This window comes from Micromonospora sp. M61, assembly GCF_018070245.1.
Lineage (GTDB): Bacteria > Actinomycetota > Actinomycetes > Mycobacteriales > Micromonosporaceae > Micromonospora > Micromonospora zamorensis.
Genome location: NZ_JAGPYA010000002.1, coordinates 61,555 through 80,836, shown reverse-complemented (window position 1 = coordinate 80,836; position 19,282 = coordinate 61,555). Strand labels below are relative to the sequence as shown.

Annotated in this window: 22 protein-coding genes; 14 read left to right on the top strand and 8 right to left on the bottom strand. The window is 72.8% G+C overall.

The features are described 5' to 3' along the window. Positions 1-9: 9 nt before the first annotated feature. Positions 10-207, bottom strand: a complete 198-nt coding sequence (locus KBX34_RS01560; protein WP_030335323.1) for a cold-shock protein — start codon at positions 205-207, stop codon at positions 10-12. 23 nt (positions 208-230) lie between these two features. Next, entirely contained in the window at positions 231-881 is a 651-nt protein-coding gene (gene cofC / locus KBX34_RS01555; RefSeq protein ID WP_210792139.1) for a 2-phospho-L-lactate guanylyltransferase, read from the bottom strand. A 128-nt stretch (positions 882-1,009) separates the two neighbouring features. Between cofC and KBX34_RS01550 the strand changes: the two genes are divergently transcribed. From KBX34_RS01550 to KBX34_RS01530, 5 genes are all read left to right on the top strand, one after another. Further along, on the top strand, positions 1,010-1,747 hold the full coding sequence (locus KBX34_RS01550) for a 1-acyl-sn-glycerol-3-phosphate acyltransferase (RefSeq protein WP_210922830.1): 738 nt from the start codon (positions 1,010-1,012) through the stop codon (positions 1,745-1,747). Continuing rightward, a complete protein-coding gene (locus tag KBX34_RS01545) occupies positions 1,744-2,751 on the top strand; it encodes an NAD(P)H-dependent glycerol-3-phosphate dehydrogenase (protein ID WP_210922829.1) in 1,008 nt (335 codons plus the stop codon). Before KBX34_RS01550 ends, KBX34_RS01545 begins: the two co-directional genes overlap by 4 nt. An 8-nt stretch (positions 2,752-2,759) precedes the next feature. Next, positions 2,760-3,890 (top strand): cystathionine gamma-lyase, encoded by a 1,131-nt coding sequence (locus tag KBX34_RS01540; RefSeq protein WP_210922828.1) that lies wholly within the window; start codon positions 2,760-2,762, stop codon positions 3,888-3,890. Then, the gene (locus tag KBX34_RS01535; RefSeq protein WP_210922827.1) at positions 3,887-4,675 is read left to right on the top strand and encodes a putative protein N(5)-glutamine methyltransferase; all 789 of its coding nucleotides are present in this window, start codon (positions 3,887-3,889) and stop codon (positions 4,673-4,675) included. Before KBX34_RS01540 ends, KBX34_RS01535 begins: the two co-directional genes overlap by 4 nt. Positions 4,676-4,759: 84 nt before the next feature. Next, the gene (locus KBX34_RS01530; protein WP_088946583.1) at positions 4,760-5,809 is read left to right on the top strand and encodes an ROK family protein; all 1,050 of its coding nucleotides are present in this window, start codon (positions 4,760-4,762) and stop codon (positions 5,807-5,809) included. Positions 5,810-6,010: 201 nt separating this feature from the next. On the opposite strand, the gene KBX34_RS01525 is transcribed toward KBX34_RS01530, so the two are convergent. After that, entirely contained in the window at positions 6,011-6,211 is a 201-nt protein-coding gene (locus KBX34_RS01525) for a DUF397 domain-containing protein (RefSeq protein ID WP_088946584.1), read from the bottom strand. Positions 6,212-6,216: 5 nt separating this feature from the next. Further along, a complete protein-coding gene (locus KBX34_RS01520; RefSeq protein ID WP_099851149.1) occupies positions 6,217-7,062 on the bottom strand; it encodes a helix-turn-helix transcriptional regulator in 846 nt (281 codons plus the stop codon). A gap of 278 nt (positions 7,063-7,340) precedes the next feature. Between KBX34_RS01520 and KBX34_RS01515 the strand changes: the two genes are divergently transcribed. Next, a complete protein-coding gene (locus KBX34_RS01515; protein ID WP_088946586.1) occupies positions 7,341-7,559 on the top strand; it encodes a hypothetical protein in 219 nt (72 codons plus the stop codon). A gap of 195 nt (positions 7,560-7,754) precedes the next feature. Next, positions 7,755-8,855 carry a D-alanine--D-alanine ligase family protein gene (locus tag KBX34_RS01510; RefSeq protein WP_088946587.1) on the top strand — a complete coding sequence of 367 codons (1,101 nt, stop codon included), beginning with the start codon at positions 7,755-7,757 and terminating at the stop codon, positions 8,853-8,855. 76 nt (positions 8,856-8,931) lie between these two features. Here KBX34_RS01510 and KBX34_RS01505 read toward each other — a convergent pair whose 3' ends face one another. Both KBX34_RS01505 and KBX34_RS01500 read right to left on the bottom strand, forming a co-directional pair. Next, entirely contained in the window at positions 8,932-9,591 is a 660-nt protein-coding gene (locus KBX34_RS01505) for a DUF3515 family protein (RefSeq protein ID WP_210922824.1), read from the bottom strand. Positions 9,592-9,600: 9 nt separating this feature from the next. Beyond that, entirely contained in the window at positions 9,601-9,834 is a 234-nt protein-coding gene (locus KBX34_RS01500) for an Lrp/AsnC ligand binding domain-containing protein (protein WP_030487446.1), read from the bottom strand. A gap of 153 nt (positions 9,835-9,987) precedes the next feature. Between KBX34_RS01500 and KBX34_RS01495 the strand changes: the two genes are divergently transcribed. Both KBX34_RS01495 and KBX34_RS01490 read left to right on the top strand, forming a co-directional pair. Beyond that, on the top strand, positions 9,988-10,920 hold the full coding sequence (locus KBX34_RS01495; RefSeq protein WP_374223644.1) for a thiamine-phosphate kinase: 933 nt from the start codon (positions 9,988-9,990) through the stop codon (positions 10,918-10,920). A 29-nt stretch (positions 10,921-10,949) separates the two neighbouring features. Further along, complete coding sequence (locus KBX34_RS01490) at positions 10,950-11,411, top strand: GNAT family N-acetyltransferase (protein ID WP_099851152.1); 462 nt, start codon at positions 10,950-10,952, stop codon at positions 11,409-11,411. A 181-nt stretch (positions 11,412-11,592) separates the two neighbouring features. On the opposite strand, the gene rpmB is transcribed toward KBX34_RS01490, so the two are convergent. Next, positions 11,593-11,784 carry a 50S ribosomal protein L28 gene (gene rpmB / locus KBX34_RS01485; protein ID WP_007456456.1) on the bottom strand — a complete coding sequence of 64 codons (192 nt, stop codon included), beginning with the start codon at positions 11,782-11,784 and terminating at the stop codon, positions 11,593-11,595. A gap of 288 nt (positions 11,785-12,072) precedes the next feature. On the opposite strand from rpmB, the gene KBX34_RS01480 reads away from it, so the two are divergent. Further along, positions 12,073-13,686: a DAK2 domain-containing protein gene (locus KBX34_RS01480; protein WP_210922823.1), complete on the top strand. Its 1,614-nt coding sequence runs from the start codon at positions 12,073-12,075 to the stop codon at positions 13,684-13,686. Next, a complete protein-coding gene (gene recG, locus KBX34_RS01475; protein ID WP_210922821.1) occupies positions 13,683-15,881 on the top strand; it encodes an ATP-dependent DNA helicase RecG in 2,199 nt (732 codons plus the stop codon). Before KBX34_RS01480 ends, recG begins: the two co-directional genes overlap by 4 nt. A 107-nt stretch (positions 15,882-15,988) precedes the next feature. Here recG and KBX34_RS01470 read toward each other — a convergent pair whose 3' ends face one another. Then, positions 15,989-16,993, bottom strand: coding sequence for an LPXTG cell wall anchor domain-containing protein (locus KBX34_RS01470; protein ID WP_210792144.1), 1,005 nt, complete (start codon positions 16,991-16,993; stop codon positions 15,989-15,991). A 451-nt stretch (positions 16,994-17,444) separates the two neighbouring features. On the opposite strand from KBX34_RS01470, the gene rsmD reads away from it, so the two are divergent. The 3 genes from rsmD to KBX34_RS01455 all read left to right on the top strand — a co-directional run bounded on the left by rsmD (position 17,445) and on the right by KBX34_RS01455 (position 19,211). After that, positions 17,445-18,008, top strand: a complete 564-nt coding sequence (gene rsmD, locus KBX34_RS01465; protein WP_210922820.1) for a 16S rRNA (guanine(966)-N(2))-methyltransferase RsmD — start codon at positions 17,445-17,447, stop codon at positions 18,006-18,008. After that, positions 18,005-18,487, top strand: a complete 483-nt coding sequence (gene coaD / locus KBX34_RS01460) for a pantetheine-phosphate adenylyltransferase (RefSeq protein WP_088946595.1) — start codon at positions 18,005-18,007, stop codon at positions 18,485-18,487. Before rsmD ends, coaD begins: the two co-directional genes overlap by 4 nt. A 226-nt stretch (positions 18,488-18,713) precedes the next feature. Beyond that, positions 18,714-19,211 (top strand): hypothetical protein, encoded by a 498-nt coding sequence (locus tag KBX34_RS01455; protein WP_099851159.1) that lies wholly within the window; start codon positions 18,714-18,716, stop codon positions 19,209-19,211. The last annotated feature ends 71 nt before the right edge of the window (positions 19,212-19,282 follow it).

Here is a 19,282-nt window from a genome sequence, read left to right as displayed (position 1 = left end):
CTCGCCGGCTCAGATCATCGTCGGCAATGTCACCCGGACGACCTCTCCGTCGGGATCCGTGTCGATGCGGACCCGCTGGCCCAGCCGGAGCAACCGCAGCCCGGAGGCATCGAAGGCCCGCGCGGGGAAGCGCATCTCGGTGCCGTCGTCGAGCAGCAGCACACCGCTGCGTGTTGCCGCGTCATAGCTGGCCACCGTGCCCTGCATGCTGGCACCGTACACCCGGGGGGTCACCCCGCGGAGCGGGCCGGACGGCTGGCGGTGGCGACGAGCGCGGCGGTGCGTGGCCCCAGTCCGAGCCGGGCGGCGGCGGCCAGGTCCGCGGCGGTGTCCACGTCCCGGCGCAGGCTGGGCCAGTCGCCGGTCAGGGGCAGCGCCCCGCTCGCCGCGTGCGCGACCGCCGAGCCCACCCCGAAGCGAGGATCCAGCGGCACACCCGGCGGGGCGGCGAGCAGCACCGTGCCGCTGCCGGGCGCGTCCGGCACGAACCGGCGTACCCCTTCCCGGCCGTTCTGCGCCGCGAGCAGCGCGCCGGCCAGCTCGGCCGGGCGCAACGCAGGCAGGTCCGCGGTGAGCCCGGCCACCCAGCCGGCGGTGGTCCCGGCGGCGCCGTGTCGGAACGCCGCGTTCAGGCCGGCGTCCGGCCCGTCGGGCAGCACCCGCGCGCCGGCGCCCAGCGCCGCCGCCGCGACCCGGGCGTCGTCGGTGACCACCAGGACCTCGGCGACCGCCGGGCAGGCCAGCACCGCGCGGAGGGTGTCGGCCGCCAGGGCCAGCGCCAGCTCCTCATGCGGTACGCCGGATAGCGCGCCCCGCAGCCGGCTCTTGGCAGCGGCCAGATGCTTCACCGGCACCACCACGGCCCACCTCGGCTGACTCACGCCCGCAATCCTGCCAGCCGCACGGCGGGACCCTCACTGGCCGTACCGGGGGCGAGCAGGCATGATTTCCGCTGCGGGTGTCGCGGGCGGGGTTTCGCGGCGGGGTTGGGGCGCGACGAGGAGGCACAGTGGCACGGCGGAGGCTGGGGTTCTGGCAACGGTTCGCCGTGTGGCTGGTCAAGCCGGTGATGACCGTGTGGACCCGGCGCACCTGGCGGGGCCAGGAACACCTCGGCGGCGACGGTGGCGTGATCATCGTGGCGAACCACATCTCGCACGCCGACCCGCTCGTCTCCGCGCACTTCATCTACGACTCCGGGCGCTGGCCGCAGTACCTGGGCAAGGCCAGCGTGTTCCGGGTGCCGGTGGTCGGCTGGATCCTGCACCGGTGCCTACAGATCCCGGTCGAGCGGGGCAGCGTCGACGCGGTCCGCTCGCTGGACGCACTCGTCGCCGCGCTCGATCAGGGCGGTGCCGTGGTGATCTACCCGGAGGGCACCACCACCCGACAGCCGGAGCTGTGGCCGATGAAGGCCAAGACCGGTGCCGCCCGGCTGGCCCTGGCCACCGGCGCACCCGTCGTACCGGTGGTGATGTGGGGACCGGAGCGGATCTTCGACCCCCGGACCAGCCGCGTCAACCTGCGCCCCCGGACCCCGGTGACCGTCGTCGCCGGAGACCCGATCGACCTGAGCCGGTGGGCGGACGCCCCGCCGACCCGGGCCACCCTCGAGGAGATGACGGACACCATCATGTTGCGGCTGCGGGACATGCTCGCCGAGATCCGTGGCGGCACCCCGCCGCCGCTGTGGGAACGACCGGCCCGGTCCTCCGTCCGGCACGAGCAGCAGGGCGACCTGGCATGACCGGCCACGTCGCGGTGCTCGGCGCCGGTTCCTGGGGCACCGCGTTCGCCAAGATCCTGGCCGACGCGGGGCGTGACGTGACCGTGTGGGCCCGCCGTGCGCCGGTCGCTGAGAGCATCCGGACCGAGCGCCGCAACCCGGAGTACCTGCCCGACCTGCTGTTGCCGGCCCGGGTCACCGCCACCGCCGACGCGACCGAGGCGATCATCGGCGCGGAGTTGGTGGTGCTGGCGGTGCCGTCGCAGACCCTGCGCGGCAACCTCGCCGAGTGGGTCGGACACCTGCACCCCGACTCCACCCTGGTGTCGCTGATGAAGGGCATCGAGCTCGGCACCACCAAGCGGATGAGCGAGGTCATCGTGGAGACCGCCGGGGTCGCCGCGGACCGGGTGGTCGTCGTGTCCGGCCCGAACCTGGCCCCCGAGATCGCCGCCGAGCAGCCCGCCGCGACCGTCGTCGCCGGGACGAACAGCCACCGCACCGCGCTCGTGCAGGCGTCGATCCGGACGCCATACCTGCGCCCGTACACCAACGACGACGTGATCGGCTGCGAGCTGGGCGGGGCGGTCAAGAACGTGATCGCCCTGTCGTACGGCATCGCCACCGCGATGGGTTTCGGCGACAACACCCGGGCCATGCTGATGACCCGGGGGCTGGCCGAGACCGCCCGGCTGGGCGTGGCGCTCGGCGCGGACCCGATCACCTTCGCCGGCCTCGCGGGAATGGGCGACCTGGTCGCTTCCTGCTCGTCCCCGCTGGCCCGCAACCGCACCTTCGGCGAGCACCTGGGCCGGGGCGAGACGCTGGAGCAGGCCCAGACGGCCACCCGGCAGACCGCCGAGGGTGTGAAGAGCTGCCTGGCGATTCGCGACCTGGCCCGCGCGCACGGTGTGGAGATGCCCATCACCGAGCACGTCGAGCGGATCTGCCACGAGGGGATGGACCCACGCCTCGCCGTGGAAGCCCTGATGAGCCGCACCGCCAAACCCGAGTCGTACGAGTGAGGAATCCGATGAGCGAGTTGGGAGACGGCACCCGCTGCGTACGCGCCGGCCTGCCCGAGCCGGCACCAGGGGACCCGTTCCTGCCCGGGCCGGTCTTCGCCGCGCCGTACCACCTCGACCCGTTCCAGGGCCAGGGCACGTCGCCGAACGGCTACGGTCGCCCCGACAACCCGACCCGGCGGCTCCTGGAGGCGGCCGTGGGCGAGTTGGAAGGCGGCGACTGCCGCGTCTTCGCCACCGGTCAGGCGGCCATCACCGGCCTGCTGCTCACCCTGCTGCGCCCGGGGGACACGGTGGTGCTGCCCTCCGACGGATACTTCCCGGTCCGGGCGTTCGCCACCGACGTGCTGGAGGGCATCGGCGTCCGGGTGCTGTTCGCGCCGACCGCCGGACCGTACCCGTCGTTCGAGGGCGTCCGGCTGGTGCTGGTGGAGACGCCGGCCAACCCGGGCCTGGACGTGGTCGACGTGGCGGCCCTGGCGGAAAGGGCGCACGCCGCGGGCGCGCTGCTCGCGGTGGACAACACCACCGCCACCCCGCTCGGTCAGCGCCCACTGGACCTCGGCGCGGACCTGGTGGTCGCCTCGGGCACAAAGGCGCTCACCGGCCACTCCGACCTGCTGCTGGGTTACCTGGCCAGCCGGTCCACCGAGCTGATCGGGGCGGTGACGACCTGGCGTACGACCACCGGGGCGGTGCCGGGAGCGTTCGACGCCTGGCTGGCACACCGGTCGCTGGCCACCCTCGATCTGCGGCTGGCCCGGCAGAGCGCGAACGCCGCCGCGGTCGCCGACCTGCTGGCCGGCCGGCCGGACGTGACGGGTCTGCGCTGGCCGGGGCGGCCGGGCGATCCCGCGTACGCGGTGGCCTCGGCCCAGATGCGTCGGATGCCGGGGGTGCTCTCGTTCGATCTGGGTAGCGCCGACCGGGTGGGCCGGTTCATCCAGGCCGCCCGGCTGGTGGCGGCGGCGACCTCCTTCGGTGGCCTGCACACCACGGCGGACCGGCGGGAGCAGTGGGGCGACGACACCGCACCCGGCTTCGTCCGGCTCTCCTGCGGTGCGGAGGACACGGCCGACCTGGTGGCCGACATCGCCGCCGCCCTGGACGCGGCCGGGTCGGTCCGAGGAGGCTCGTGACGTCAGCACCCCTGGCCGACCGGTCCGCGCTCGTGGGCCGGCTGCGTGCCGCCGGCTGCGTCTACGCCGAGGACGAGGCCGACCTGCTGCTGGCCGCCGCGGACACCCCGGCGGCGTTGGCTGAGCTGACCGACCGGCGGGTGGCCGGTGAACCGCTGGAGTACCTGCTCGGCTGGGCCGAGTTCTGCGGGCTGCGGATCGCCGTCGACGCTGGCGTCTTCGTGCCGCGTGGGCGGACCGCGCTGCTGGTCGAGGTGGCCGCCGAACTGACCGGCCCGGCGCCGGCCGTGGCCGACCTCTGCTGCGGCTCCGGGGCCACCACCGTCGCGCTGGCGCACCGGCTCGCCCCACGCTGGCTGGCCGGTGCCGACATCGACCCGGCGGCCGTGGCGTGCGCACGCCGCAACCTCGCCGGGCTGGACGCCGAGGTGTACGAGGGTGACCTCTTCACACCGCTGCCCCGGCAGTGGCGGGGTCGGCTGGACCTGGTGGTCGCCAACGCCCCGTACGTGCCGACCGACGCAGTGGCGCTGATGCCCGCCGAGGCGCGGCTGCACGAGGCCCCGGTGGCGCTCGACGGCGGGCCGGACGGGCTCACCGTGCTGCGCCGGGTGGGCGTCGGTGCCGCCTCCTGGCTGGCCCCTGGCGGACACGTGGTGGTCGAGGCCAGCGACGCCCAGGCGGACGTGCTCTGCGCTGCGCTCGCCGCCGCCGGGCTGGTGCCGAGCGTGCGACACGACGAGGACCTGGACGCCACAGCAGTGACCGCCCGCCGCCCCAACTGAGCCCGCTCGGGTGGCCGGGCGTAGCGGGGGAGGAGGGTTGGCACTAGCCTCGGCTCACACTCATGACGGCGGGAGGCGGTATCGGTGGGCAGCGCAGGTGTGCCGGTGGTCGTCGGGCTGGACAACGGCGGCACCAGCAACAACGCCACCGTGCTGACGGTGGACGGCCGCTTCCTGGTGGACGGGCTGTTGGAGATCCCCAGCGAGGTACGGGCCGGGCCGGAGGCGGCGATCGAGGCACTCGCCCAGGCGCTGGACGGCGCCCTGGCGCAGACCGGGGTGCCGCGCGACCTGGTCCAGGCGGTCGGGCTGGACACTCCCGGCCCCGCCAGCGCCGACGGCGTCATCTCGTCGCGGGGCTCCACCAACTTCTCCCAGCCGGCCTGGCGGGGCTTCGACGTGCGGGGCGCGCTGGAACGACGGCTCGGCCTGCCGGTCGTCTATCACAACGACGGCAACGCGGCGGCGCTCTACGCCCACCACGTGTACTTCGGCGCCGACGCGATGGGCCGCTCGTCGGTCTCCGCGATCGTGGGCACCGGCCTCGGCGGCGGTGTGGTCGAGAGCGGTCGGGTGATCGCCGGTGCGGCCGGAATGGCCGGGGAGCTCGGTCACGTGCACATCCCGCTGAACGGGCTGCTCAGCCCGGGGCAGCAGGAACCCACCTGTGCCTGCGGCTTCACCGGTGACGTCGAGAGCGTGGCCTCGCTGACCGGCATCGAGCGCAACCTGCTGCCGTACTGGCTGACCCGCTACCCCGACCACCCGCTCGCCGCCGAGCCGCTGGCTCGGGCGGCCAAGCTGGTTCGCGGGTACGGCGAACGGGGAGACGCCCTCGCACGGGACCTCTTCACCCAGCAGGCGATGGCGCTGGGCCGGCTTTTCACCGTTGCGGCGAACTTCACCGACCCGCACGCGTACTTCGTCGGTGGCGGGGTGGTCGAGGCGGCACCGGAGTTCCGCGACTGGTTCCTGGCGACGGTCCGCGAACACACAGTGCTCCGCGAGGAGCAGGCCGCGGTGGCCACCTTCGCGCTGGTGCCGGACCGGGACATGGCTGGGGCCCGGGGCGTGGCGATCGCCGCGCTGGAGGCCCTGCGCGCCGTCCCGGAGCCCCGCCCGCTGGTCGCCTGAGCCCACCGGGCCTGAGCCCACCGGGCCTGAGCCTGCCGGGCCTGAGCCTGCCGGGCCTGAGCCTGCCGCGCCTGGGCCTGCCACATGCCTGGCCTGGCCCGCCGCGCGCCCTGATCGGCGGCGCGGCGGGCGGTCAGCAGGGGGCATTGCCCGGTCCGGGCTGCGGTGGCCCCAGGTCGGGTCAGCGGTGCGACGGCCTGGTCAGCGGCGAGGTGGCGCCTGAGCGAAGGCGGCCCAGGCGCCCGTTGCGAACAGCAGAGCCGGGCCGGCCGGGTCCTTGGAATCGCGGACGGCCACCAGCCGCGGCAGCGCGGCAACCTCGACGCAGGCACCCTCGTCGCCGCTGCGGCTGCTCTTGCGCCACGCCGCCGCGGCCAAGGCCGCTGTGATTGTCGGTGTCATCGGTCCTACCGTCCCTTCAGGACTGACAGGAGCATCTCGCGGCTGTCCGCCGGGCTGAGCGCCACGCTTCGGAGATGCTCCATGATCTTGGTGCAGGTACGCGTCTCGCCGGCCCGGTCGAGGATCATCTGACCTGCCACGGTCTCCACCGAGGCGATGATCGGGTCCTCCGGGTCGGCGAACTCCAGGATGTGCAGCGAACCCCGCGTGCCCCGGTGGTAGCCGGCGGAGAGCGGGATCACCTGGACGCTGATGTTGGGCAGCTCGGCCATCTTGACCAGGTGACGCAGTTGCCCGTCCATCGCCGACTTGTCACCGACGGGACGCAGTAGCGCGCCCTCGTCGATGATCGCGTCGAAGATGGGCGGGTTGTCGCCGGTGAGCCGTTGTTGACGGTCCAGCCGGATCTTGACCCGTTGCTCCACCAGGTCGTCGCCGAGGGTGTGCGGCCCACCGCGCATCACGCCACGGACGTAGTCCGCGGTCTGCAGCAGGCCGGGCACCACCGAGGGCTCGAAGTTGGCGATGGCCGTCGCCTCGGCCTCCAGCGCGATGAAGTCGATGGTGCGCGGATCCAGCAGGTACGAGTACGACACCCACCAGCCCGGCTTGCGGGCGTCCTTGGCGAGCTGCACCGCCGCAGCCACCTCCTCGGCCCCCACCCCGTACGACGTGAGCAGGGCGCGCACGGTGGCCGGGCTGATCAGGGTCTGGGCGTTCTCGTACCGGGAGAGGGTGCTGCGGGTGCTGTTGATCTCATCCGCCGCGGTTTCCAGCGTCAGGCCGGCGGCTTCCCGGTGATGGCGCAGGGCGATGCCGAGCCGGCGGGCGCGGGCGGTCTTGGGGGCCATGCATCGATGGTCGCACACATTTGCGGGAACGTCTGCATGAGAAAACGTCGATGAGAGTTGCATTCACGGCTGTACACGTGTCAATCTGTTACCGCGTCCTCACCGCCGGTTGTCGTGGCGACGGTGGTGGTGAGCGACCGGAGGGGATGGGGCGCGCGGCGATCGGGTTTCTCCCCCGTGCCCGATCGTCGCGTGCCGCCCCGCCATCCCGTCCCGCCGGAAGGAGACGACGTGCGAACCTGTCCGGAGCCCTCCGCCGTGCACCCGGGCGGCCGTCGATGACCCGCTTCCTCGTGGTGCTCACCGACGTGCGCCCCGTCGAGGGCATCGACCGCAACGAGAGGGTCGCGCCCGAGCGACGCCGACAGGTGGTCGGCGCCAGCAGCCGGGAGGCCGCCGACCGGATCGCCGGAGCGTTCATGGCGCTGGGCATGGTGCGCGCCGGCCGACAACGGGTCAAGGTGATCGCGGTCGGTCGCAGGCACTCCCGGGACTGAGCAGGCCCAGGTCACCGGCCTGCGACACCGCGACTGTCCCGTCACGCACCGTACATCCTTTGTTGACCGATTGCCGTGTCGTGCTGTGGCTCGCCGGGTATCGCCTCGCCCTACCGCCACGCACAGTAAGGTCAACCGGGTGAGCGCCACCGGCGAGCACGACCAGCCGCAGTCGCGTACGAAGAGGTGACCGGAGTGACCACCCCAGGCAAGACCCGCGTGGCGATCGTGTTCGGCGGCCGCAGCCCGGAGCACGGCATCTCCTGCGTCAGCGCCGGCAGCGTCTTCGGCGCGCTCGACCCCGACGAGTTCGAGGTGGTGCCCGTCGGCATCACCCGGGCCGGCCAGTGGGTCCTGACCAGCGGAGATCCCGCCCAGCTCGCGATTAACGCCCGTCAGCTGCCGGAGATCACCGCCGACTCCGGCGACGACATCGTGCTGCGCGCCGACCCCACCGGCAACGGGCTCATGGTGCTCGACCCGACCGAGGGCCCCCGGGTGCTCGCCGACGTCGACGTGGTCTTCCCGGTGCTGCACGGCACGTACGGCGAGGACGGCACCATCCAGGGAATGCTGGAGATGGCCGGCATCCCCTACGTCGGGGCGAACGTGTTCGCGTCCGCAGCGGCGATGGACAAGGAGTTCACCAAGAAGCTCTGCGCCGTCGAGGGCATCCCGGTCGGCTCGTACGCCGTGCTGCGCAACGGCATGACGCTCAGCGAGCAGGACAAGGAGCGGCTCGGTCTGCCGGTCTTCGTCAAGCCGTCCCGGGCCGGGTCGTCGTTCGGCATCACCCGGGTCACCGACTGGGCGCAGCTCGACGACGCGGTCGCCGCCGCCCGGCAGTTCGACCCGAAGGTCATCATCGAGGCCGCGATCATCGGCCGCGAGGTCGAGTGCGGTGTGCTGGAGGGCGAGGCCGGCGGTGCGCCCGAGGCGTCCGTGCTGGCCGAGGTGCGGGTCGTGGCCGACCACGACTTCTACGACTTCGAGGCGAAGTACCTCGACGACTCCTGCGAGTACGACATCCCGGCCGGCCTGCCGGACAAGGTGACCCGCCAGGTGCAGGAGTACGCCGTCCGCGCGTTCACGGCGCTGGACTGCGCGGGCCTGGCCCGGGCCGACTTCTTCGTCACCCCCGAGCTGGATGTCTACCTCAACGAGATCAACACGATGCCCGGGTTCACCCCGACGTCGATGTTCCCCCGGATGTGGGCGGCCTCCGGCCTGGAATATCCGAAGCTGGTCAACCGCCTGATCCGCACCGCCCAGCGGCGCGGCGTCGGCCTGCACTGAGCCACCCGGCCCAGGAGCGTCAGACAGCCGAGCCGCCCGGTCCCGCCCGACGTGCGTCAGGCGGCGCGGGATCGGGTCAGCGCTGGCAGCCGGACGGGATGGCGCCGCCGGAGGGCACTGTCGCCACGATCGTGCTGGAGATGGTCGTCAGCCACTGCAACGGCTGCTCGTAGGAGCGCGGGACACGCACCGTGATCAGCGTCTCCCGGTCGACAGTGCTGAGCACCGCCGCGTCGGCCTGCTCGGCCAGGTGCCAGCAGACCCGGTTCACCGTCCAGACCTCGTCGGTGCTGGGGAACTCCGGCTCGGTGCCGCCGCAGGCCACGGTGAGAGCGGGGTCTCCGTACGCCGCGTTCTGCTCCGGGCCGGCGGTGACCGGCCGCTGGGTCAGGTCGCGGATGTTCGCCGGCAGTTGGGAGAGCAGGGCCCGGCAGACCGTGGCCGGGCGGGCGGCCAGCGCCGGGGCGGCCATCTCCACCGGGGCGGTGGAATGCACCCGGGGAGTCGTCGCGGACGGGGTCGGCGCGGCCGCGGGTGCGCCCGGGCTGAGCTTGTTGAAGGCCAGCACGGCCACCAGCAGCGTGATCGGCAGCGCGATCACCGTGGCCAGTAGCGCGGCGCCGCGAATGGTCCGGTCCCGGCCGGCCGGCGCGGCGGCGGCGGTGTCGGCCGGGTCGCGGTTACCGTCAGCCGGCTCACGCGTCCGGTCGTCGTCACGTGCAGAGGAGGCCGTCATCTCGTCCACTTACAGCCGCACCACCGAACACGTGAGGGTGCGGGTGATGCCAGGCACCATCTGCACCTTGCTGACGATGAGCTTGCCGAGCTCGTCGACGGTGTTCGCCTCGGTGAGGACGACCACGTCGTACGGCCCGGTGACGGCGTCGACGCGCACCACGCCGGGGATGTCCGCGATGAGACCCGCCACGTCACGTGCGCGGCCGACCTCGGTCTGGATGAGGATGTACGCCTGTACCACGACTCGACCTCCGTCCGTCGCCGCCCGGGAGCGGCCCGAAGGGTGAAACTACCTTACGGACCAGGTCTGATCCCTATCGGTCGTCAAGGAGCAGCGGTGAGCGAGCACGGCGGAGCCGGGCAGCACGGGCAGAACGCCGGCAGTGGCGCCAGTGTGTCCGGGATCGGGGAGTTCGGGCTGATCGGGAAGATAACTGCCCGACTCTCGTTCGGGCCCACGACCCTGCTCGGCCCCGGCGACGACGCGGCAGTGGTGGCCGCCCCGGACGGCCGGGTGGCGGCCTCCACCGACGTGCTCGTCGACGGTCGGCACTTCCGGCGGGACTGGTCCTCGGCGCGCGACGTCGGGCACCGGGCGGCGGCGGCCAACCTGGCCGACATCGCGGCGATGGGCGCCACGCCGACCGCCCTGCTGGTCGCGCTCTGCATGCCGGCTGACCTGGAGACCGGCTGGGCGGAGGAGCTGGCCGACGGGCTCGCCGCCGAGGCGGCGACGGTCGGCGCCAGCGTCGTCGGCGGGGACATGTCGGCCAGCCCCACCCTGACCGTGGCGGTCACCGCGTTGGGCGACCTGGAGGGCCGCCCACCCGTGCTGCGCTCCGGCGCCCGTCCCGGTGACGTGCTCGCCCTGGCCGGGCGCAGCGGGTACGCGGCTGCCGGGCTGACCGTGCTCACCCGCGGCTTCCGCACTCCCCGGCTGCTGGTCGAGGCGTACCGGCGGCCGCAGGTGCCCTACCAGGCCGGCCCGCAGGCCGCCCGGCTCGGCGCCACCTCGATGATCGACGTGTCGGACGGGCTGCTCGCCGACCTCGGCCACGTGTCGGCGGCCAGCGGGGTGGCCATCGACGTGCGGCGGGACGCGTTCGAGGTGCCCCGGCAGATGGCCGACGCGGCGCAGGCACTCGGCGTCGACCCGTACACCTGGATCCTGGCGGGTGGCGACGACCACGCGCTGGCCGCGACCTTCCCCCCGGCGGTCGTGCTGCCGCCGGACTGGCGGCCGGTGGGCCTGGTCACGGAGGGTGCCGGGGTGACGGTCGACGGCGCGCCCCACGACGGCCCGACCGGCTGGGACCATTTCCGGTGAGGACTGGGGCCCGCCGTACCCTGGACACCGTGAGTGAGATCGAGATCCGGACGGTGCGGTTCGACGCACCGGTGGCACAGCAGTTGATCCAAGCCGCACTGGCCGACCTCGGCGCCCGCTACGGCGGCACCGGCGACGACACCCCGGTGGACGCGACCGAGTTCGAGCCGCCGGATGGCGCGTTCCTGGTCGCCTACCTGGCCGGCGAACCGGTCGGGTGCGGTGGCTGGCGCAGCCACGGCGCGGACACCGCGGAGCTGAAGCGGATGTACACGGCCCCGGCTGCGCGTGGGCGGGGCGTGGCCCGCACGGTGTTGGCGGCCGTCGAGCGCTCGGCCCGGGAGCAGGGCCGTAAGCGGGTGGTCCTGGAGTGCGGGGACAAGCAGCCCGAGGCGATCGCGATGTACAGCTCCGCCGGTTACGAGCGGATTCCGAACTTCGGCTTCTACAAGGACGCGGAGGGCTGCGTCTCCTTCGGCCGCACCCTCTGACTCCGTTGCGGTGATCGACTCGGGTTTCTTGAACTCGGGCTGTTCCCCAGCGGCGGACACCCCGACTCCCGGAAAACCGAGTCGATCAAGCAGCACAGCTCAGGCGGCGACCGGACGCGACAGAGCCGGCGGACCTCAGGGTCCGCCGGCTCCGCCGTACGAGAAGGTGGGTGCTACCGCGTCAGGCGCGGGTGACCTTGCCGGCCTTGATGCACGAGGTGCAGACCTGCAACTTCTTGGTGTTGCCGCCACCGGCCGGGGTACGCACCGACTGGATGTTCGGGTTCCAGCGGCGGTTGGTCCGCCGGTGCGAGTGGGACACGTTGTGGCCGAAGCCCGGTCCCTTGCCACAGACGTCGCACACGCTAGCCACGGGATACTCCTGGGATTGATACGTTCATGGGGTCGCCGGCAGGTGCTGCCCGGGCAACCTGGTCAGGTTACCCGATGACTCGCCGACCCGGCCAACTGGCCCGGTCCGGCGCTCGCCCGTGCCCCGGCTTGTGCCTGGTCGTGGGCCCGCCCGCCCGTGGGTGGGACCGGCCCGGCGGCAAGGGTACCGGAGGAGTTTGCCCGTGTTACGGCCACCGCCGGAGCGGGGCGCGGGGGACACGCGGGACGAGTCCGACGCGTGTCGGTGCGCGCCAGTAGGCTTCTGGCCGTGCTGGACACCCTCGACGCCGCCGCGGTCCGCCGCTGGTGTGCGAGCGGGTTGGCCGCGCTCAAGCGTCACCAGGGCGAGATCGACCAGCTCAACGTCTACCCGGTGCCCGACGGCGACACCGGCACCAACCTGGTGCTCACCCTCACCTCGGCCCAGCAGGCTCTCGCCATGAACCTGGACACCCTCCCCGACAGCGGGCCGACCGCGCACGGGCACGCGTTGCGGCTGATGGCGCAGGGCGCGCTGCTCGGCGCGCGGGGCAACTCCGGGGTGATCCTCTCGCAGATCCTGCGGGGGTTCGCCGACGAGGTCGCCGGGGTGCCGGCGGTGCGCGGTCGGGAGTTGGCCGCCGCGCTGCGCTCCGGCTCCGCCGCGGCGTACACCGCGGTTGCCCGGCCGGTCGAGGGCACGGTGCTGACGGTGGTCGCAGCGGCGGCCACGGGCGCCGAACGGGCGGACAGCGACGACCTGCCGGCGGTGGTCCGCGCCGCAGCCCGGGCCGCTGCCGAGGCGCTCTCCCACACCCCGGAGCAACTGCCGGCGCTGGCCCGCGCGGGCGTGGTCGACGCGGGTGGCCGAGGGCTGTGCGTGCTGCTCGATGCCCTGGTCGCGGTGCTCACCGGGGAGAGCACCCCTCAGCCCGCGCCGACGCCGCGCTCCGCCCGCCCGGCGGCCACCGTCGCCCGGGAGACCGGTTCCGACGAGTACGCGTACGAGGTGCAGTTCCTGCTCGACGCCGGGGGGGAGGCGGTCGACGGGTTGCGACGGGCGCTGGACGCGCTGGGGGATTCGCTGGTCATCGTCGGCGACGGGCGTGAGCCCGAGGGCACCTGGAACGTGCACGTGCACGTCAACGACGTGGGCGCAGCGGTCGAGGCGGGGGTCGCCGCCGGTCGCCCGTACCGGATCTCGGTGACCCGCTTCGCCGACCAGCCGGAGCCGCCCTCGGGCCCCGTGACGGCCGGACGGGCCGCGGTGGTGGTCGCCACCGGCGGAGGCATCGCCGAGTTGTTCGCCGCCGAGGGCGCCACAGTGGTGCCGGGCAACCCGTCCACGGGTGAGCTGCTGGACGCCGTGCGCAGCACCGGCGCGGCCAGGGTGGTGGTGCTGCCCAACGACGCCAACACCGAGGCGGTGGCGAGCGCGGCCGCCCGCGAGGCCCATCGGCACGGCATCAAGGTCAGCGTGGTGCCAACGCGCTCGCCCGTGCAGGCGCTGGCCGCCCTCGCGGTCCGCGACGACGACCGCCGCTTCGAGGACGACGTGATCGCGATGGCCGAGGCGGCCGGCGCCTGCCGCTACGCCGAGGTCTGCCACGCCAGCCGGGAGGCGCTGACCGTCGCCGGCCCGTGCCGTCCCGGCGACGTGCTGGCGCTGGTCGAGGGGGAGGTGCACCTCATCGGCACCGACCTCACCGACACCTGCGCCGCCGTGGTCGACCGGATGCTCGGCGGCGGTGGCGAGATGGTCACCCTGCTGGCCGGGGCGGATGCCCCGGCCGGGCTCACCGATGCCGTCCGCGCGCACGTCGCGAGACGCTGGCCGTTCGTCGAGGTGCACGCGTACCCGGGGGGCCAGCCGTTTTATCCGCTCCTGGTAGGGATCGAATGAGCGAACCAGCCACGGTGGACACTCCGCTGAAGAAGCTGGTCGGGGACAAGACAGCCAAGGCGCTGGCCACGCACCTCGACCTGCACACCGCGGGTGACCTGGTCTACCACTTCCCCCGTCGTTACGACGAGCGCGGCGAGCACACCGACATCCGCTCGCTGGACGTCGGCGAGCAGGTCACCGTGCTGGCCCAGGTGCAGCGCACCGCGGTGCGCCCGATGCGGCAGCGGCGGGGCAACCTGCTGGAGGTGACCGTCGGCGACGGCTCCGGCGGGGTGCTGACACTGACCTTCTTCGGCAACCAGGCATGGCGCGAACGGGAGCTGCGCCCCGGCCGGTGGGGGCTGTTCGCCGGCAAGGTCACCGAGTTCCGGGGCAAACGGCAGCTCAACGGCCCGGAGTACGTCCTGCTCGGCGAGGGTGGCGACGGCGAGGCGGCGGTCAGCGACGAGATCGAGGAGTTCGCTGGCGCGCTGATCCCGGTCTACCCGGCCGCCGCGGCCGTGCCGACCTGGGTGATCGCGCGCTGCGTGCGAGTCGTCCTGGACACGTTCACCCCGCCGGACGATCCGCTGCCGGGCACCGTGCGCGCCAGCCGCAAGCTGGTCGGGTTGGGCACCGCGTTGACCGAGATCCACCGTCCGTCCAGCAAGGAGGAACTGCACCGGGCGCGGCGGCGGCTCAAGTGGGACGAGGCGTTCGCCGTCCAGCTGACCCTTGTACAGCGCAAACACCGGGCAGCCGACTGGCCGGCGCGACCCCGCCCGGCACGGTCAGGTGGGCTGCTGGACGCCTTCGACGCCCGACTGCCGTACGAGCTGACCGCCGGTCAGCGCGACGTCGGTGTGGAGATCGCCGCCGATCTGGCCGCGCCGCACCCGATGCACAGGTTGTTGCAGGGCGAGGTCGGCTCGGGCAAGACAGTGGTGGCGCTGCGGGCGATGCTCCAGGTGGTCGACGCGGGCGGGCAGGCCGCGCTGCTGGCGCCCACCGAGGTGCTGGCCGCCCAGCACTACCGCGGCATGCTCGACCTGCTCGGGCCGCTCGGGCGGGCCGGCGAGCTGGGTTCCGCCGAGCACTCCACCCGGGTCGAGCTGGTCACCGGCTCGCTGGGCGCTGCCGCCCGACGGCGGGCCCTCGGTGAGGTGGCCAGCGGTGCCGCCGGCATCGTGCTCGGCACCCACGCCCTGCTCTACGAGGGGGTCGACTTCGCCGATCTCGGCCTGGTGGTCGTCGACGAGCAGCACCGCTTCGGTGTGGAGCAACGCGACGCTCTGCGCTCCAAGGCCGACCAGCCGCCGCACGTGCTGGTGATGACGGCCACCCCGATCCCGCGCACGGTCGCGATGACCGTCTACGGCGACCTGGAGGTCTCCACCCTCTCCCAGCTGCCCCGGGGCCGGTCGCCGATCGCCTCGCACGTGGTTCCCGCCGCCGAGAAACCGGCCTACCTGGACCGGGCCTGGCGCCGACTGCGCGAGGAGGTCACTGCCGGCCACCAGGCGTACGTGGTGTGCCCGCGCATTGGTGAGGGGCCGGCCAGCGAGGAGGAGCCGCCACCGGTGGACGACAACGGCCGCCGGCCCCCGCTGGCGGTGACCGAGGTGGCCCCGTTGCTGGCCGAGGGGCCGTTGCACGGGCTGCGGATCGGGGTGCTGCATGGCCGCCTGCCGGCCGACGAGAAGGACGCGGTGATGCGCTCCTTCGCGGCCGGTGACCTGGACGTGCTGGTGGCGACCACAGTGATCGAGGTCGGCGTGGACGTGCCGAACGCGACCGTGATGATCGTGCTGGACGCCGACCGCTTCGGTGTCTCCCAGCTGCACCAGCTCCGTGGCCGGGTCGGCCGGGGCTCCGCCGCCGGGCTCTGCCTGCTGGTCAGCGAGGCTGCCGAGGGTTCGTCGGCGCGTGAGCGGCTGGACGCCGTGGCGTCCACGAGCGACGGCTTCAAGCTCGCCGAGCTGGATCTGGAGCAGCGCCGCGAGGGTGACGTGCTGGGTGCCACCCAGTCCGGGCACCGCTCACACCTGCGGTTGCTGTCTCTGAAACGCGACACGGAGCTGATCCGCGACGCCCGTGCCGAGGCGATCACCCTGGTCGAGGACGACCCGGAGCTGACCCGCAATCCCGCGCTGGCCGCCTCGGTGGCCGCGCTGGTCGACGAGGACCGCGCGGAATACCTGGAGAAGGGCTGAGGATTGCCCGCTCCGTGATCCCCGGCCCGGCCGGTGATCCTCCGCAACAGACCAAGGGCGCGTCGACCGGGTGGTCGACGCGCCCTCAGTTGTCAGAGCGGGTTGTCTCAGGCGGTGAAGCGCACCCGACGACGACGCGCCATCACGAACAGGCCAGCACCAGCGGCGAGCAGCACCACGGCGCCCGCGATGATCCCGCCGGTCGCGGCACCGGTCAGGGGCAGGGTCGGCTCGTCCTTGCCGCCACCCTGACCCGGGTTGCACTCGGCCGGCTTGACCCACTTCACGGCCTCGGAGGCGTCGCCCTCCTCACCGTCGATGCTCGGAGTGACGGTCAGCCCCTCGTACGCCTCGAAGGAGACCTCGGTCTTCTTGCCCGGGACCAGCTCGAGCTTCTTGACGACCTTCTTCTCGGAGGTGAGCACCAGAGTCTCGGTGATGCCGTCCGCCGGGTTGTCGGCGGTGACGACGAGTGCGTCACAGTCGAAGATGATCTCGAACACCGGGGCGTTGGGCTCCTCCGGCACCAGCGGGCCGGTCGGCTCGCTCGGCTGCGGGGTCGGCACCGGGCTGGTCGGGGCCGGCGTGGTCGGGGCCGGGGTCGTCGGCGCGGGGCTGGAGGGCGTCGCGCTCGGCGTCACGCTCGGCGTCGGCGTGGGCTTCGTCGGCGTGGGGGTGGCGGTCGGCGGCGTGGCGGCGCAGTTCTTGCGCACGACAGCGGTGCCGGAGGCGGTGTTGGTGTGCAGCTTGCCGCCGCGCGTCCACTCCGCCGTGACCTTCAGCTCCAGCTTGGCGTCCTTCTTGGTGTACTGCACGCCGACCACGTCGCCCTCGGACGGCTTCGGCAGCGCAGTGTTCGCCGCGATGCCGGTGATGGCGGTGCCGGACGGGGTCCACACCTGCGTGATGGTGCCGGCGAGGTCGCGCTCGCTGTTCACCACCTTCCACTCAACGCGGTAAACGCCCTTCGTGTCCGTCTTGCAGGCGGTGCCGGAGATGGTGGTGTGGTGGGCGAGCGCCGGGGAGGCGACCGTCGCTACGCCGGTGAGGCCGATCAGCGCGCCGGCGGCGATGGCCGCGATGCGCCGGAACGGAGTCTTGGGAGGGTTCACGCAGGCTCCTGGTGAGGGGGTACGGATCGCGTGCGGGAGGGACGGGAGGCGGGACGACCGGGCGGGTCGTCTGCTCACCGGGGTGTCGCGCGACGCGGGGGTGTTCCCGCGCGAAGCGGGGACAGACGGTGACTGTACTGACGGGTCATGAATGAGGGGAGTTCAGATCATTGCCAGAAGGCAATGTAACGAATTCGTGATCTTTGATGTACGGATGGTGTCCAGCTGATCACCGTGGATCTCCGACGTCGATGGCTCCGCAATGGATCTGGAGCGGCTGCGTGTGCCCCGACCAGCCACAGAGCGGCCGCCCGGCTGCGTTCCGGTGGTCACTCCGGCTGGAGCGGCACGCGGTTACGAAGCGTGGGAACGCGCCCACGCTGACATGGGTGGTGTCGGTCGTGATCTCCTCCGGCTCGCGTAGCGTCGCGGGCATGAGCAGGAGGAGACCGTGACCCGGATCGTGGCCGGGACGCTCGGCGGCCGGCGGATCGCCGCGCCCCCCGGTGCCGGCACCCGACCCACCTCCGACCGGGTCCGCGAGGCGCTGTTCAGTGCCGTCGAGGCCGAGGTCGACCTCGACGGCGCCCGCTTCGCCGACCTGTACGCCGGCTCCGGCGCGGTCGGGTTGGAGGCGCTCTCCCGCGGGGCCGCGCACGTGCTGCTGGTCGAGTCGGACGCGCGGGCGGCCCGGGTGATCCGGGAGAACGTGGCGGTTCTGCGTGCCGGCCCCGCCGCCCGCCTGGTCACCGGCAAGGTGGCGACGGTGCTGGCCGCCGGTCCGGACGGTGGGCCGTATGACGTGGTCTTCGCCGACCCGCCCTACGCCGTACCGGACGCGGAGATCACCGCGCTGCTTACCACGCTGGTCGACGGCGACTGGCTGGCGCCGGACGCGCTGGTGGTGGTGGAGCGGTCCCGGCGGACCAGGGAGTTCGACTGGGTGGACGGGATCACCCCGGAGCGCAGTCGCCGTTACGGCGAGACCACCCTTTGGTACGGTCGCCGATCATGAGACGTGCGGTGTGCCCCGGTTCGTTCGACCCGGTCACCAACGGACACCTCGACATCATCGGGCGGGCCAGTCGGCTCTTCGACGAGGTGATCGTCGGTGTGCTGATAAATCAGTCGAAGAGTGGCCTGTTCACCGTCGAGGAGCGGATCGAGATGCTCCGCGAGGTGACCTCGTCGTACGGCAACGTGCGGGTCGAGTCGTTCCGAGGGCTGCTGGTGGACTTCTGTCGGGCCCAGCAGGCGAGCGTGCTGATCAAGGGTCTGCGGGCGGTCAGCGACTTCGACTACGAGTTGCAGATGGCCCAGATGAACATCGGGCTGGCCGGCGTCGAGACGCTCTTCATGCCGACCAACCCGCTCTACTCGTTCCTCTCCTCAAGCCTGGTCAAGGACGTGGCCAAGTGGGGTGGCGACATCTCCGCGCACGTCCCCGACCTGGTCCGTGAGGCCCTTCAGGCCCGGCTCGGCCCCCGCCCCTGACACTCCCCGTCCGGCGGTCCTGCCGCTTCGGTCGCCGTGACGCCCCTTTTGCGGAAAATTGACGCAAGAGTGCGGGCAGGGTGGGCGCGGTGTGACGATGTCGCGACGCGCCGGGTTGGGGTGGATGGGGCCGGTGTGGGGCCGGCACGACATGATTGGTGGCGCGGGGAACGGCCGTAGCCCGCATCATGGAGGTCGGCCGAAGAACGACAGGAGTGAGGTACCGGTGGACCCGCTCGATCGCATCGACGAACTGATCGCCATGGTGGAGCAGGCCCGCTCCGTCCCGATGTCGCGTAACAACTGCATGGTCGACCGGGGTGAGATGATCGCGGTCCTCGACGAGATGCGCGCCGACCTCCCCGCCGACCTGCGTCGCGCCGCCGCTCTCCTGGAGGAGCGCGACAAGATCATGGAGGCCGGCAAGCGCGAGGCGGACCGGATCATCAGCGAGGGTGAGGCAGAACACGCCCGCCTGGTCTCGGTGAACGAGATCACCGTGTCGGCCGAGCACGAGGGTGCCCGGATCATCGCCGAGGCCCGGGCCGAGGCGCAGCGCCTGCGTGAGGAGGTCGACGACTACGTCGACACCGCGCTGGCCAACTTCGAGCAGTTCCTCACCCGGGCGCTGGCCTCGATAGAGCGCGGCCGGGACAAGATGCACGCACTGCGGGAGATCGGCACCTTCGCTGGGGATGAGGCGGAACGCCCGCTACCCTTCTGAGCGGCACCTCACCAGCCGACTTCTCAGGCGGGCGTCGCCCCCGGTTCGACGGTCCGGCGGTCGTCCAGGTA